This is a genomic window from uncultured Demequina sp., assembly GCF_913055775.1.
Lineage (GTDB): Bacteria > Actinomycetota > Actinomycetes > Actinomycetales > Demequinaceae > Demequina.
This window is the reverse complement of sequence record NZ_CAJXJX010000079.1, coordinates 1-13,200: the sequence shown is the minus strand read 5'-3', so window position 1 is coordinate 13,200 and position 13,200 is coordinate 1. Positions and strand designations below refer to the sequence as shown.

Annotated in this window: 16 protein-coding genes and 2 pseudogenes; 13 read left to right on the top strand and 5 right to left on the bottom strand. The window is 68.4% G+C overall.

Annotated features, from left to right (window positions below):
- Positions 1-236, bottom strand: a pseudogene (locus QZ483_RS09080) (hypothetical protein); the annotation flags it as partial.
- On the opposite strand from QZ483_RS09080, the pseudogene QZ483_RS09075 reads away from it, so the two are divergent.
- Together QZ483_RS09075 and QZ483_RS09070 are read left to right on the top strand one after the other, a co-directional pair.
- Positions 201-383 (top strand): annotated as a pseudogene (locus QZ483_RS09075) (CTP synthase); the annotation flags it as partial. The pseudogenes QZ483_RS09080 and QZ483_RS09075 overlap by 36 nt on opposite strands.
- A gap of 3 nt (positions 384-386) precedes the next feature.
- Complete coding sequence (locus QZ483_RS09070) at positions 387-1,043, top strand: NUDIX hydrolase (protein WP_297083145.1); 657 nt, start codon at positions 387-389, stop codon at positions 1,041-1,043.
- A 12-nt stretch (positions 1,044-1,055) separates the two neighbouring features.
- Here QZ483_RS09070 and ilvA read toward each other — a convergent pair whose 3' ends face one another.
- Together ilvA and QZ483_RS09060 are read right to left on the bottom strand one after the other, a co-directional pair.
- Complete coding sequence (gene ilvA / locus QZ483_RS09065) at positions 1,056-2,282, bottom strand: threonine ammonia-lyase (protein WP_297083143.1); 1,227 nt, start codon at positions 2,280-2,282, stop codon at positions 1,056-1,058.
- Positions 2,279-3,175, bottom strand: a complete 897-nt coding sequence (locus QZ483_RS09060) for a heme A synthase (protein WP_297083140.1) — start codon at positions 3,173-3,175, stop codon at positions 2,279-2,281. The genes ilvA and QZ483_RS09060 overlap by 4 nt, the downstream gene beginning before the upstream one ends.
- Before the next feature lie 174 nt (positions 3,176-3,349).
- Here QZ483_RS09060 and QZ483_RS09055 point away from each other — a divergent pair, with 174 nt between their 5' ends.
- The 8 genes from QZ483_RS09055 to QZ483_RS09020 are packed head-to-tail and all read left to right on the top strand — an operon-like array spanning position 3,350 to position 9,805.
- Positions 3,350-4,000 (top strand): metalloregulator ArsR/SmtB family transcription factor, encoded by a 651-nt coding sequence (locus QZ483_RS09055; protein ID WP_297083138.1) that lies wholly within the window; start codon positions 3,350-3,352, stop codon positions 3,998-4,000.
- 2 nt (positions 4,001-4,002) lie between these two features.
- Positions 4,003-5,439 (top strand): Fe-S cluster assembly protein SufB, encoded by a 1,437-nt coding sequence (sufB, locus tag QZ483_RS09050; protein WP_297083136.1) that lies wholly within the window; start codon positions 4,003-4,005, stop codon positions 5,437-5,439.
- Complete coding sequence (gene sufD, locus QZ483_RS09045) at positions 5,436-6,629, top strand: Fe-S cluster assembly protein SufD (RefSeq protein WP_297083135.1); 1,194 nt, start codon at positions 5,436-5,438, stop codon at positions 6,627-6,629. Before sufB ends, sufD begins: the two co-directional genes overlap by 4 nt.
- A complete protein-coding gene (locus tag QZ483_RS09040) occupies positions 6,626-6,973 on the top strand; it encodes a non-heme iron oxygenase ferredoxin subunit (RefSeq protein ID WP_297083133.1) in 348 nt (115 codons plus the stop codon). Before sufD ends, QZ483_RS09040 begins: the two co-directional genes overlap by 4 nt.
- Positions 6,974-6,985: 12 nt before the next feature.
- Positions 6,986-7,741, top strand: coding sequence for a Fe-S cluster assembly ATPase SufC (sufC, locus tag QZ483_RS09035; RefSeq protein WP_297083131.1), 756 nt, complete (start codon positions 6,986-6,988; stop codon positions 7,739-7,741).
- An 8-nt stretch (positions 7,742-7,749) separates the two neighbouring features.
- Positions 7,750-9,024 carry a SufS family cysteine desulfurase gene (locus tag QZ483_RS09030; protein WP_297083130.1) on the top strand — a complete coding sequence of 425 codons (1,275 nt, stop codon included), beginning with the start codon at positions 7,750-7,752 and terminating at the stop codon, positions 9,022-9,024.
- A complete protein-coding gene (sufU, locus tag QZ483_RS09025) occupies positions 9,021-9,482 on the top strand; it encodes a Fe-S cluster assembly sulfur transfer protein SufU (protein WP_297083128.1) in 462 nt (153 codons plus the stop codon). The genes QZ483_RS09030 and sufU overlap by 4 nt, the downstream gene beginning before the upstream one ends.
- The gene (locus QZ483_RS09020) at positions 9,479-9,805 is read left to right on the top strand and encodes a metal-sulfur cluster assembly factor (RefSeq protein ID WP_297083127.1); all 327 of its coding nucleotides are present in this window, start codon (positions 9,479-9,481) and stop codon (positions 9,803-9,805) included. Before sufU ends, QZ483_RS09020 begins: the two co-directional genes overlap by 4 nt.
- A gap of 230 nt (positions 9,806-10,035) precedes the next feature.
- On the opposite strand, the gene QZ483_RS09015 is transcribed toward QZ483_RS09020, so the two are convergent.
- Complete coding sequence (locus QZ483_RS09015; protein ID WP_297083125.1) at positions 10,036-10,371, bottom strand: hypothetical protein; 336 nt, start codon at positions 10,369-10,371, stop codon at positions 10,036-10,038.
- A 154-nt stretch (positions 10,372-10,525) separates the two neighbouring features.
- Between QZ483_RS09015 and QZ483_RS09010 the strand changes: the two genes are divergently transcribed.
- Positions 10,526-11,851 carry an IS256 family transposase gene (locus QZ483_RS09010; protein WP_297083124.1) on the top strand — a complete coding sequence of 442 codons (1,326 nt, stop codon included), beginning with the start codon at positions 10,526-10,528 and terminating at the stop codon, positions 11,849-11,851.
- A 77-nt stretch (positions 11,852-11,928) separates the two neighbouring features.
- Complete coding sequence (locus QZ483_RS09005; RefSeq protein WP_297083122.1) at positions 11,929-12,303, top strand: hypothetical protein; 375 nt, start codon at positions 11,929-11,931, stop codon at positions 12,301-12,303.
- Positions 12,304-12,539: 236 nt separating this feature from the next.
- On the opposite strand, the gene QZ483_RS09000 is transcribed toward QZ483_RS09005, so the two are convergent.
- Complete coding sequence (locus QZ483_RS09000; protein ID WP_297083120.1) at positions 12,540-12,722, bottom strand: hypothetical protein; 183 nt, start codon at positions 12,720-12,722, stop codon at positions 12,540-12,542.
- A 103-nt stretch (positions 12,723-12,825) separates the two neighbouring features.
- On the opposite strand from QZ483_RS09000, the gene QZ483_RS08995 reads away from it, so the two are divergent.
- Positions 12,826-13,200, top strand: a 375-nt coding sequence (locus tag QZ483_RS08995; protein WP_297083118.1) for a hypothetical protein, incomplete at its 3' end; no start/stop codon positions are given.

The window sequence follows — 13,200 nt, the reverse complement described above, 5'->3', positions numbered from 1 at the left end:
ATCTCCTCGGCGCAGGCCTCGGTGGGGATGATCTCGGCGTGGGACACCAGCTCGTTGCCGTAGCAGTGGTCGCCGTTGGCGTGGGTGTTCACCACCGTCCCGATGGGGTTGCCGGCGGTGAGCTCACCGAAGCCGTCGAGCATCTCCTGGGTGATCGGTCCCAGTTGCACCATGGCGCGCGAAAGCGCCTTGATCTCGAGCTCGTCGAGTTCGTCGAGCTGCCGCGCGACGTGCACCCGTACTACATCTCCACGCAGGCGCACCCGGAGTTCCTGTCGCGTCCCACCAAGGCCCACCCGCTGTTCGCGGGGCTCATCGGCGCCGCGCTCGCGGCGCGCGAGAGCGCTGAGGCCGGCGCGGACGCCCAGCCCGCGACCGCCTGAGCAGTGGACCACGAGCGCGCCGCAGACGACCTGGCGGATCTGCGCGCCCGACGGCCCGTGCTCGCGACCCACGAGCGCTTTGCGGGCAAGGTGTGGGACGTCGCGAGCGACCAGGTCGACCTGGGCGAGGCCGGGGTCGTGACACGCGACTACGTGCGGCACACCGGCGCGGTCGTGATCGTCGCGCTCGACGAGTCCGAGCGCGTGTACCTGGTGCGCCAATACCGTCACCCGGTCGAGGCCGAGTGCTGGGAGCCGCCGGCCGGCCTGCTGGACGTGGCGGGCGAGAGCCCGGTGGACGCGGCGCGCCGCGAGCTGCACGAGGAGGCGGACCTCACGGCCGAGCGGTGGCACACGCTCGTGGACTACTACCCGTCCGGCGGGGGAGTGTCCGAGGCCGTGCGGGTGTTCCTCGCGCGCGACATCGGCGAGGTCCCCGAGGACGAGCGCCACGAGCGCACCGACGAGGAGCGCGACATGATCGGCGCCTGGGTGCCGCTCGAGGATGCGGTGGCCGCGGTTCTCGACGGCCGGATCCACGCGTCGTCGGCCGTCGCGGGACTGCTCGCGACCGATCGCGCGCGCCGCGACGGCTTCGCGTCGCTGCGCGAGGCCGATGCGCCGTGGCTCAGGCCAGAGGCGACGCGGCTGGTCCGCTGAACGCGCGGCAGGCTACGGTGCGTCCGCGACCTCAGGCTCGAAGCCGCCCGCACGCAGCATGTCCAGCACGTGCTGCTGGTGGCGCGGCCCGCGCGTCTCGACGGACACCTGCAGCACCACGTCCGTGACCGTGAGCCCCAGGTCGTGTCGCGTGTGGAGGACCTCGATGACGTTCGCGCCGGCGTCGGCCAGCAGCAGCGACACCTGCGCGAGCTGGCCGGGACGGTCGGGCAGCGGGATGCGCATGGTCATGTACCGGCCGGAGGCCACGAGGCCCTGAGCGATGATCCGCTGCATCAGCAGGGGATCGATGTTGCCGCCCGACAGCACCGCCACCGTGGGCCCCGCGGGCTCGATCAGCTCGCCCATGATGGCCGCCACCGCCGCCGCGCCCGCCGGCTCGACCACGAGCTTCGAGCGCTCGAGCACCGTCAGCACGGCCTTCGCCAGCGAGTCCTCGTCGACGGTGACCACGCGGTCGACGTGGTCCCGCACCAGGGGAAAGGTGCGATCCCCGGGCCGCACGACGGCGATGCCGTCCGCGATGGTGGCGCCGCGCTCGACCGTCGTGACCTCGCCGGCGGCCAGCGACGGCGGGAACGCGGCCGTCGCCTCCGCCTGCACGCCCACGACCTCCACGGTGCGGCCCTCGCGCGCCGCGCGCTGCTTGGCGGCGACCGCGATGCCCGCGATCAGCCCGCCGCCCCCGACGGGGACCACGATGGTGCGCACGTTGGGCACGTCCTCGAGGATCTCGAGGCCCACGGTGCCCTGGCCGGCGATGACGTCGTCGTGGTCGAACGGATGGATCATCGCGGCGCCGGTGCTCTTGGCGTGCGCGAGCGCGAGCTCGAGGCACTCCTCGACGGTGGCGCCGTCCGTGACCACGGTCGCGCCGTAGCCCTGTGTCGCGAGCAGCTTGGGGACCGGAGCCCCCAGAGGCATGAAGATCGTGGCCTCGATGCCCAGCTGCGCGGCGGCGAACGCCACGCCCTGGGCGTGGTTTCCGGCCGATGCGGCCACGACGCCGCGCGCACGCTCGGCTTCCGAGAGGCGCGAGAGGCGGTGGTACGCGCCGCGGAGCTTGAACGAGCCCGTGCGCTGCAGGTTCTCGAGCTTGAGCAGCACGGGCGCGCCGAACGCGTCGCTGAGGTGCGTGGCGTGGTCGACGGGCGTGTGCTGGGCGACACCCGCGAGCACGCCGGCGGCGCGCTCGATGTCCTCCAGCGTCACGGTCATGGAGCGGTCCTCGCCTCCGCCGTCAGGAGGTAGTGGGCGGCCGATGCCGCGGCCGCGAACACGCCGATGCCCACCAGGTGGAGGGCGACAACGGCCTCCGGAAGCCCGGTGAAGTACTGGATGTACCCGATGAGTCCCTGCGCGAGCGTGACCGCGCCCAGCACGACCCACGACTTGCGCACCTCGTCGGGCTCGGCGACCGAGCGGTCCGCGCGCACGCGCCACACCAGCACGGCGAACGTCGCGAGGAAGCCCCACACGGCGAACGCGTGCAGGCGCGAGATGAACTCGGGGTCGAGAGCGAGACGCTCGGTCGCGTTGATGTCGCCGGAGTGCGGTCCCGCGCCGGTGGTGAGCGCCCCCAGGAAGAGGATCGCCACCACGAAGGCGACGAGAGCGCGCAGGTGCCAGCGCATCGGCCGTCCTGAGCGCCGCGGAGCGCGGCGGTGAGTGAGCGCGAGCCACACCGAGTACCAGACCAGCGCCGTCGACAGCAGCAGGTGGGGAGCGACCACGAGAGGGTGCAGGTTCACCAGCACCGTGATGCCGCCCACGACCGCCTGGAGGATCACGCCGAGACCGGGCACCAGTCCCCACCACTTCAGATCCGGGCGCGTGCGCCACACGGCGATCGCCACGCCGAGCGCGACGATCACGAGCACGAAGGTCAGCAGGCGGTTGCCGAACTCGACGGCGGGATGGAACCACTGCTCGGGATGGAACTCCGGCGTAAAGCTGCCGGGCTCGCACTGCGGCCACGTCGAACAGCCCAGACCCGATCCGGTGAGGCGAACCACGCCGCCCGTGACGATGATGCCTGCCTGGGCGACGATGTTCGCGAACAGGAGCAGCCGCGCGCGGCGGCCCACAGCGTCGAGCGCACGGGAGATCACTCGTCAATCCTAGGTGCCGCGGGGCGCCGCCCCCGCCCGCGTCCGTGGTGGGGGCCGATGCGGTGGCTGGGAGGCATTTACGCAACAGTCAGGTAAGGCTTCCCTTGCTTGCGGGGAACGAATTCGGCAACGACAATGTTGTCTTGGTGAATCCCCGGACACTTGGAGCGAAACATGGGTGCTGACACGACGCGCGACCGCGTTCTCGGACTCATCGCCTCTGCCGGTCCGATCACGGCCACGACGCTCGCCGATGAGCTCGGCGTGACCCCGGCGGGCGTGCGGCGTCACCTGGGCGCGCTCGGGGATGACGGCCTCATCACCGAGCACGAGCAGCCGGGCACTCACGTGCGCGGACGCGGGCGTCCCGCCAAGTCCTACGTCGCCACCACCGATGGCCAGCGCTCGCTGACGACCGCGTACAACTCGGTGGCCGTCGACGCGGTCGCCTTCATGCGTGAGCACGGCCAGCTCGACGAGTTCGTCGAGGCCAAGGCCGCCGAGCTCGAGAACGTCCTGCGCGACGCCGTGGGCGACGAGTCGCCGATGGGGGAGCGGGTCGAGGCGCTGTCGAAGGCGCTCGCCGAACAGGGGTACGCTACTTCGGTCCGTCCGGGACCCGGTGGCTACACCGTCCAACTGTGCCAAGGGCACTGTCCCGTGCAGTCCATCGCCGAGGAAGCCCCCGAATGGTGCGAGGCGGAGACCCGCGCCTTCTCACGAGTCCTCGACGTCCATGTCCAGCGCCTGTCGACCCTGGCAGGCGGCGCCCACGTGTGCACCACGACCATCCCGGTCACTGCGGTGACCGCCAAGGAAGGATGACCATGAGCACCCCCACCGACAACGCCCCTCAGGCGACCGATGAGGAGATCATCGCGTCGATCGGCGGCTACGAGTACGGCTGGCACGACTCCGACACGGCAGGAGCGCTCGCGCAGCGCGGTCTGTCCGAGGAGGTCGTCCGCAACATCTCGGCCCTGAAGAACGAGCCCGAGTGGATGCTGAACCAGCGCCTCAAGGGCCTGCGCCTGTTCGACAAGAAGCCCATGCCTCACTGGGGCTCCGACCTCTCCGGCATCGACTTCGACAACATCAAGTACTTCGTGCGCTCCACGGAGAAGCAGGCCACCAGCTGGGAGGACCTGCCCGAGGACATCAAGGCGACCTACGACAAGCTGGGCATCCCGGAGGCGGAGAAGCAGCGCCTCGTGGCCGGCGTCGCCGCGCAGTATGAGTCCGAGGTGGTCTACCACCAGATCCGTGAGGACCTGGAGGAGCAGGGCGTCATCTTCGTCGACACCGACACCGGCCTGCGCGAGTACCCGGAGCTGTTCGAGCAGTACTTCGGCACCGTCATTCCCGCCGGCGACAACAAGTTCGCCGCGCTCAACACGTCCGTGTGGTCGGGCGGCTCGTTCGTCTACGTCCCGCCGGGCGTCCACGTCGAGATCCCGCTGCAGGCCTACTTCCGCATCAACACGGAGAACATGGGCCAGTTCGAGCGCACGCTGATCATCGCGGATGAGGGCTCGTACGTGCACTACGTCGAGGGCTGCACCGCGCCCATCTACTCGTCCGACTCGCTGCACTCCGCCGTGGTCGAGATCATCGTGAAGAAGAACGCCCGCGTGCGCTACACGACCATCCAGAACTGGTCGAACAACGTGTACAACCTGGTCACCAAGCGTGCGACCGCGGCCGAGGGCGCCACCATGGAGTGGGTCGACGGCAACATCGGCTCGAAGGTCACCATGAAGTACCCGGCGATCTTCATGCTGGGCGAGCACGCACGCGGCGAGACGCTGTCGATCGCGTTCGCCGGCGAGGGTCAGCACCAGGACGCGGGCGCCAAGATGGTGCACGCCGCCCCCAACACCTCGAGCTCGATCGTGTCGAAGTCCGTCGCCCGTGGCGGCGGACGCACCTCGTACCGCGGTTTGGTGCAGGTGCTCGAGGGTGCCAAGGGCTCCAAGTCCAACGTGCTGTGCGACGCGCTGCTGGTCGACCAGATCAGCCGCTCCGACACCTACCCCTACGTCGACGTCCGCGAGGACGACGTCCACATGGGCCACGAGGCGACCGTCTCGAAGGTGTCCGAGGACCAGCTGTTCTACCTCATGTCCCGAGGCATGGACGAGACCGAGGCCATGGCCATGATCGTGCGCGGGTTCGTCGAGCCCATCGCGCGCGAGCTGCCCATGGAGTACGCGCTCGAGCTCAACCGCCTCATCGAGCTTCAGATGGAAGGAAGTGTCGGTTGACCACCACCGATCACTCGCAGGCCACCGCAGACGCCGCGCACACCGACGGCGCCGTCATCCCCGAGGGCTCGCGCGGCGAGCGCTTCACGTCCTTCGACGTGGACGCGTTCGAGCAGCCGACCCCGCGTGACGAGGACTACCGCTTCTCCGCGCTGCGCGACCTCGCGCCCGTGCTGGACCAGGCTGACGCGCCCGTCGACGGCGCCGAGTACGACGTCCAGGCGCCCGAGGGCGTGTCGACCGGAACCCTCGCGATCGGCGAGGCCCCTCGCGGCACCGTGCTGGTGCCGGAGGACCGCATCGCGGCCATCGCATCGGCCGGAACCGCTGAGGCGCTCCACGTGAAGGTGCCTGCCGACGCCCAGGTGACCGAGCCCATCCGCGTCGCCATCACCGGCAAGGCGGCCTCGCGTTCGCACATCGTCATCGAGACCGGCACGCACGCGGAGGCGACCGTGATCCTCGAGCACCGCGGCACCGGCGCGCACGCCGGCAACGTCGAGGTGATCGTGGGAGACGGCTCTCAGCTCGAGATCGTCAGCCTGCAGCAGTGGGACGACGATGCGGTGCACGGCGGCACGCACCACGCCCGCGTGGGCCGCGACGCCACCTACAAGCACGTGGCCGTGTCGCTGGGCGGCAAGGCCGTGCGCCTGGCCGTCACCGCGGAATACGGTGGCACGGGCGGCTCGGCTGAGCTGCTGGGCCTGTACTACTCGGACTCGGGTCAGCACCTCGAGCACCGCACGTTCATCGACCACAACGCTCCCAAGTGCCACTCGAACGTCGCCTACAAGGGCGCGCTCGCGGGCAAGACGGCGCGGTCGGTGTGGATCGGCGACGTGCTGATCCGCGCCGCGGCCGAGGGCACCGACACCTACGAGCTCAACCGCAACCTGGTCCTCACCGACGGCGCGCGCGCGGACTCGGTCCCGAACCTGGAGATCGAGACCGGCGAGATCGAGGGCGCGGGCCACGCGTCCGCGACCGGCCGCTTCGACGACGAGCAGATGTTCTACCTGCGCTCGCGCGGCATCTCCGAGGAGAAGGCCCGCAAGCTGGTCGTGCGCGGCTTCTTCGCGGATCTCATCCAGCAGATCGGCGTTCCCGAGGTCGAGGCCGGCCTCATGCGCGAGATCGACCTCGAGCTCGAGCACTTCGAGGAGGAGTACGCGGAGGAGACCGAGTGAGCGAGCAGCTCGCGTGCAGCGTGAGCGACCTGGCGCCCGGAACGGCGCTCCAGGCCGACCTCACGCTCGCCGATGGCTCCGACACCCCCGTGGCGATCGTGCGCTCCGACGACGGCGACTACTACGCCATCGGCGGGATGTGCACGCACGGTGAGGTGCCGCTGGCCGAAGGCGACGTCGAGGGCTGCCACATCGAGTGCTGGGCCCACGGGTCCCGCTTCGACGTGCGCACCGGCGTGCCCGACGAGCTTCCCGCCATGACCCCCGTGGCGACCTACCCCGTACGCGTCGACGGCGAGCAGGTGCTCGTGGACGTCGACAACCCCCTGACCCAGACTTCCTGAAAGAGGAGAATCATGAGCACTCTTGAGATCAAGAACCTCCACGCCTCCGTGGAGACCCCCGAAGGCACCAAGCAGATCCTGAAGGGCGTCGACCTGACCATCCGGTCCGGCGAGACCCACGCGATCATGGGCCCCAACGGCTCCGGCAAGTCCACGCTGGCCTACTCGATCGCCGGCCACCCCAAGTACACGATCACCGAGGGCGAGGTGCTGCTCGACGGCGAGGACGTCCTCGAGATGAGCGTCGACGAGCGCGCCAAGGCGGGCCTGTTCCTCGCGATGCAGTACCCGGTCGAGGTGCCTGGCGTGTCGGTGTCGAACTTCCTGCGCACCGCTAAGACCGCGCTCGACGGCGAGGCTCCCAAGCTGCGCACCTGGGTCAAGGACGTCAAGTCCTCGATGGAGAACCTCCGCATGGACCCGTCCTTCGCAGAGCGCAACGTCAACGAGGGCTTCTCCGGTGGTGAGAAGAAGCGCCACGAGATCCTCCAGATGGAGCTGCTGCAGCCCAAGGTCGCGATCCTCGACGAGACCGACTCCGGCCTGGACGTCGACGCGCTGCGCATCGTCTCCGAGGGCGTGAACCGCGTCAAGGAGGACACCGGCCTGGGCGTCATGCTGATCACGCACTACACGCGCATCCTGCGTTACATCAAGCCCGACTTCGTCCACGTGTTCGTCGACGGTCGCGTCGCCGAGGAGGGTGGCCCGGAGCTCGCCGAGCGTCTCGAGGCCGAGGGCTACGACCGCTTCCTGGCGAGCGCCTAAGCACCACGATGCTGCGCCCGAACCTGCGCGACGACTTCCCGCTCCTGACCCGCACGGTCAGGAACGGGAAGCCGCTCGTGTACCTGGATTCGGGCGCGACCGCGCAGAAGCCGCGTGCGGTGATCGATGCCGAGCGCGAGTTCTACGAGCTCCACAACGGCGCCGTCGCGCGCGGTGCGCACCTGCTCGCGGAGGAGGCCACCGACCTGTTCGAGGGCGCTCGCGGCGACGTGGCGCGCTTGGTGGGCGCGGATCACGGCGAGATCGTGTGGGCGGAGAACGCGACGGCTGCGCTGAACCTGGTGGCCGGCGGGATCGGCAACGCGTCCGCCGGCATCGGGGGCGAGGAGTCCGCGCGCTTCCGCATCGGCCCCGGCGACGAGATCTGCGTCACCGAGACCGAGCACCACGCGAACCTGGTGCCGTGGCAGCAGCTCGCCGTCCGCACCGGAGCCACCCTCCGTTGGATCCCGGTGGACGACGACGGCCGGCTGATCCTCGATGACCTCGATACGCTGGTGAACGACCGCACCCGCGTGCTGGCCTTCACGCACGTGTCGAACCTGACGGGCCTGATCTCGCCGGTGTCGACGCTGGTGGCGCGCGCCAAGCAGGTGGGTGCGCTCACCGTGCTCGATGGCTGCCAGTCCGTCCCGCACCTGCCCGTGGACGTCAAGGCGCTCGACGTGGACTTCATGGCGTTCAGCGCGCACAAGATGCTGGGTCCCACCGGCATCGGTGCGCTGTACGGCCGCAAGGAGCTGCTCGATGCGTTGCCGCCCGCCGTCTTCGGCGGCGGCGCGGTCACCATCGTCACCATGGAGAAGACGTCCTGGCACGAGGCGCCGATGCGGTTTGAGGCGGGCACGCAGCCCGTCGCCCAGGCGGTGGGCATGGGGGCGGCCGCGCGCTACCTGATGGACATCGGGATGGATGCCGTCGAGGCGCACGAGCGTGAGATCGCCGCGATCCTGCGCGGCGGCGCCGCGGAGCTCCCGGGAGTCCGGCTCCTGGGTCCCGTGGGCGACGAGCACGCGCGCGACGTTGTCGCGATCGCCGCCGTCGCGGTCGACGGCGTGCACCCGCACGACGTGGGCCAGGTGCTCGACGACCGCGGCATCGCGGTGCGTGTGGGCCACCACTGCGCCCAGCCCCTGCACCGCCGGTTCGGCATCACCGGCTCCACCCGTGCCAGCGCGCACGTGTACACGACCCCGGACGACGCCCGCGCCTTCGTGGACGCGCTGGCGACCGTCCCCGCCTTCTTCGGAGTGAACGCATGAGCAGCCTCGAGCAGATGTACCAGCAGGTCATCATGGACCACGCCCGCGAGGGCCACGGTCGCGGCCTGGCAGACCTCAACCTCGTTCAGGTGGGGGAGTCGCACCAGGTCAACACCACCTGCGGCGACGAGATCCGGCTGCGCGTGGGACTCGACGGCGACCGCATCGAGTCGGTGTCGTGGGAAGGCCAAGGCTGCTCGATTTCCCAGGCGTCCGTCTCCGTCCTCCACGACCTGGTGGAGGGCGAGGACATCGCCGAGGCCGAGGCGGCGATGGAGGCATTCCGTGACCTCATGCAGGCGCGCGGCGAGGAGCTGGGCGACGAGCGCGACGATCTCCTGGGCGACGCGACCGCGTTCGTCGGAGTGGGGAAGTACCCGGCACGCATCAAGTGCGCCATGCTGGGATGGGCGGCCTTCAAGGACGCGATGATTCAGGCACGAAAGGACCAGTCATGACTGAGACGCAGACCCCGTCGAACGCGGCGGACGTCGAGGAGGCGATGCGCGACGTGATCGATCCCGAGCTCGGGATCAACGTCGTCGACCTGGGCCTCGTGTACGGCGTTGCTCTCGACGAGAACCAGCACGCCGTGATCGACATGACGCTCACCTCTGCGGCGTGCCCGCTGACGGACGTCATCGAGGACCAGACCGGCCAGGCGCTCGACGGCGTCGTGGACGGCTTCCGCATCAACTGGGTGTGGATGCCGCCGTGGGGCCCGGACAAGATCACGGACGACGGCCGCGAGCAGCTGAGGGCGCTGGGCTTCAACGTCTGAGCCCAGTGGCGGGCGTCCGCGGTGACAGCGGCGATTCGCTCCGACCATGTACTGTCGGGCGCCGTGCTCCGGTTCGATGCCGGCGGATCGGTTCGGTCTTCCCCTCCCCTGTGCCTTGTGGCCGTAGCCGTCTCGAGCGGTGCTCGTTCAGGTCATCGAGTCAACAGAACCCTCGGCAGTCCCATCGCGTGATGTGGATCAGTGGGAGACGCGCACGCCTAGCCATCCGACTACTCACACTCTCGCGCCACCTGGGTGCCAGCCGCGGTCAGGCGCAACCACAGTCCTGCACCCATCGGCTGCCAGTTGAGCTGTTCAAGCTCGTCACTTGAGCGTTCACCCCAGCCGTCCGGCGGCGTCTGCCAATCCTCGAAGCCTGTCTCGCCGAGATCGCCGGGGACAACCAACCCGTCCGCGTAAAGACGGTCGAGGACGCGCAAGACGCTGGCCTTCGACTGATCATTGATCGCGCCCTCGGTGCAAAACCAGACGACGTCGTGCAGCGACACCCAGTCACTCAGCCCCGAGATGAGTAACTCGCTGACGACCTGGTCCTCGTTCACCATGGCACTCCGTCAGTTAGGTGGACGGTGCGCTGCCGACCGCTCACTGGGAAGATGTCGATGGATGGACCTCCAGTGGCGGGTCTGTCAGGAATTTTGTGTAAGTGGCTCGGCGTGATGCCGCGGATCTGGTCTGCGGTGGAAGGAGCATCATGTCATGGAGCCTACTCACGAGGAGTCATGGGATTCGGGAGGACCGCCGGTGCGCGATGGCCGGCAGCTTCCGTTGTTGTCGGGCGGGGAGCCTGATATGGCGGCGTTGGCCGAACAGCTGGTCGCGTCGGCGGGAGACCACGGGGTCGCGCTGACAGGCGTGGACGGCCTGCTGACGGCGCTCACGAAAGAGGTGCTGCAGCAGGCGCTTGAGGTGGAGATGTCTCATCACCTGGGTTACGACAAGCACGACCAGGCTGGACGCAACCGGGGCAACTCCCGCAACGGCTCGACACCGAAGACTGTGACCACGGAGATCGGTAAGGTCACGATCGACGTGCCGCGTGATCGGGAAGGCCCGTTCGAGCCGGCGATTGTCGCGAAGCATCAACGCCGTCTGGCGGGCTTCGATGATGCCGTCATCAGCCTGTATGCCAAGGGGATGACCACCGGTGACATCGCGGCGCACTTGGAGGAGGTCTACGACACCACGGTGTCACGTGATCTGGTCTCTGCGGTGACGGCGAAGGTGTCCGAGGAGATGCGCACCTGGCACAACCGTCCCCTCGACAGCGTCTATCCAGTGGTCATCATCGACGCGATCGTGCTGAAGGTCCGCTCCGGAACGGTGGCGAACCGCCCGGTATATGTGGCGATGGGCGTCAATATGGACGGTTACCGCGACGTTCTGGGCATGTGGGTCGGGCCCGCGGGCGGGGAAGGCGCGAAGCAGTGGATGACGATGCTGACCGATCTGAAGAACCGCGGCATCGTCGACGTGTGCATCGTGTGCTGCGACGGCCTCAAAGGGCTGCCCGACGCGATCGGTGCGATCTGGCCCGACGCCGTCGTGCAGACCTGCGTCGTCCACCTGGTGCGCAACAGCCTGCGGTATTCGTCGCAGAAGGACTGGCAGAAGATCACCAAGAGCTTGCGCGCGATCTACACCGCCGCGAACGCCGAGGCTGCCGAGCTTGAGTTCGACACCTTCGCCGAAGCGTGGGGTGAGAAGTACCCCGCGATGATCGGACTGTGGCGCAGCGCGTTGAGTGAGTTCACGCCGTTCCTGGCCTTCCCCCAAGAGGTCCGCACGATGATCTACACGACCAACGCAATCGAGTCCCTCAACGCGCGCTTCCGCGCCGCCACGAGGCGGCGCGGTCACTTCCCTGACGAACAATCGGCGCTCAAAGTGCTGTACTTGGCATCACAGCAACGCAGCACGTCCAGCAGGGGCTTCGACCGCAACCCAGGAGGCCGAGTGAACAACTGGAGCAAAGTCCCCAACGTCCTGTCGCTGACCTACGGCGACCGACTCAACATCAGCTAGCCGATGACCACTTACACAAAGAATCCGACAGACCCGTGGTCGGGTTGCTCATGAGACCTCAAGCCGGGGGCTGGTCCGTGCTCGCAGCGCTTGTGCTCGCGCTCGCGCTGACGGGTTGCACGAGGGCCGATCAGTATGTAGTGGTGGCGAACGACTGCAACCAGCCGATCATCATCGACGATCGCGGGCACTACGGCGCTGTCACCATTCCTGCTGGAGACGCTGCGGACTTCACCTTCGAGGAAGAACCTCCATTGACTGTCGACGCTGCGGGCAGGCGACCTGTTCAGGTGGATCTCCGCAAGTGGCCGGAGACTATCCGCGCGGGCGTAGTGGGCGAGGTAGTGGTGACGTCGGCCTTCTGCACGGCGGCCTCGCCGACGCCTGAACTGGAGCTGGACGATTCTCAAGTCATTGAAGACCGATACGCTGACCGGCTCGTTGAACGCTAGGTCGGTAGCCGCGTTTGGGGACCGGGGGGCCTGCGCCGAGGCCCACGTCGGCGGCCGAGACGGTCTCGTATTCGGGCTGTGTCTTCGGCTGCGGCGGCAGGAACTCGTCGACGGCGCCACCGGTTGGAGACTGTCGATAGTGCGCGTCCACTCCTGGAAAAAGTAAGGTGTGCCTGGACCTCTCGAAGCGCCTCGGAAAGGCGCACGCGCTCACCGGCGGGGTCGTCATCCCGCCTTCAGAGGATCGCGTAAGGGAACTCCTTGTAGGCGGCGACGGCCTCGAATGCCTCCGCGAGCATCACGCGGACCCGCGCGGCTTGCTCCTCGCGGCTCTTGCGCCTCGCCAGCCAGGTGTTGACGATGGCTCCGATTGCCGCAGCGACGACAGAGCCTGAGACGAGCGCAGTCCAGTCCCTCACCTACGCCTACAGCACCACCTCTCCTCATGCGGCGGTGTCGGCTGGGGCTGACAAGTTCACGTATGACACTGCTGGGCGTATGGCCTCCCGTACGGTGGATGGTGTGACGCAGACACTGTCGTGGGATCCGTTGTCGAACCTCACCGGGGTCGACGGTGAGACGTTCCTGTATGACGGTGGCGGGCAGAGGTTTGCCCGTATCACCGGTACTGGGGCGACGGTGTGGATCGGTGACGTGGAAGCAACCGACACCGACACCACCACGACCGGAGGGGTGCAGGCTCGCCGCTATGTGAGCTTCGACTCCTCGACCGTGGGCTATATCGATGCCGATGGTGTGAAATTCCTGTTGGGTGATGTGCAAGGATCCGCGCAGGTCGCCATCGGCCCTGATGGCACCATCACCCGCAACGCCTACACCCCGTACGGGCTGACCCGTGGTGGTGACAACCTCGCCACCGGCCGTGGCTGGCTGGGA

What these genes read in the sequence shown, in the direction of transcription:
- ilvA (WP_297083143.1), bottom strand. Translation starts at nt 2,282, where the DNA reads ATGACCGTGACGCTGGAGGACATCGAGCGCGCCGCCGGCGTGCTCGCG.
- QZ483_RS09055 (WP_297083138.1), top strand. Translation starts at nt 3,350, where the DNA reads ATGGGTGCTGACACGACGCGCGACCGCGTTCTCGGACTCATCGCCTCT.
- sufB (WP_297083136.1), top strand. Translation starts at nt 4,003, where the DNA reads ATGAGCACCCCCACCGACAACGCCCCTCAGGCGACCGATGAGGAGATC.
- sufC (WP_297083131.1), top strand. Translation starts at nt 6,986, where the DNA reads ATGAGCACTCTTGAGATCAAGAACCTCCACGCCTCCGTGGAGACCCCC.
- QZ483_RS09030 (WP_297083130.1), top strand. Translation starts at nt 7,750, where the DNA reads ATGCTGCGCCCGAACCTGCGCGACGACTTCCCGCTCCTGACCCGCACG.
- sufU (WP_297083128.1), top strand. Translation starts at nt 9,021, where the DNA reads ATGAGCAGCCTCGAGCAGATGTACCAGCAGGTCATCATGGACCACGCC.
- QZ483_RS09020 (WP_297083127.1), top strand. Translation starts at nt 9,479, where the DNA reads ATGACTGAGACGCAGACCCCGTCGAACGCGGCGGACGTCGAGGAGGCG.
- QZ483_RS09015 (WP_297083125.1), bottom strand. Translation starts at nt 10,371, where the DNA reads ATGGTGAACGAGGACCAGGTCGTCAGCGAGTTACTCATCTCGGGGCTG.
- QZ483_RS09010 (WP_297083124.1), top strand. Translation starts at nt 10,526, where the DNA reads ATGGAGCCTACTCACGAGGAGTCATGGGATTCGGGAGGACCGCCGGTG.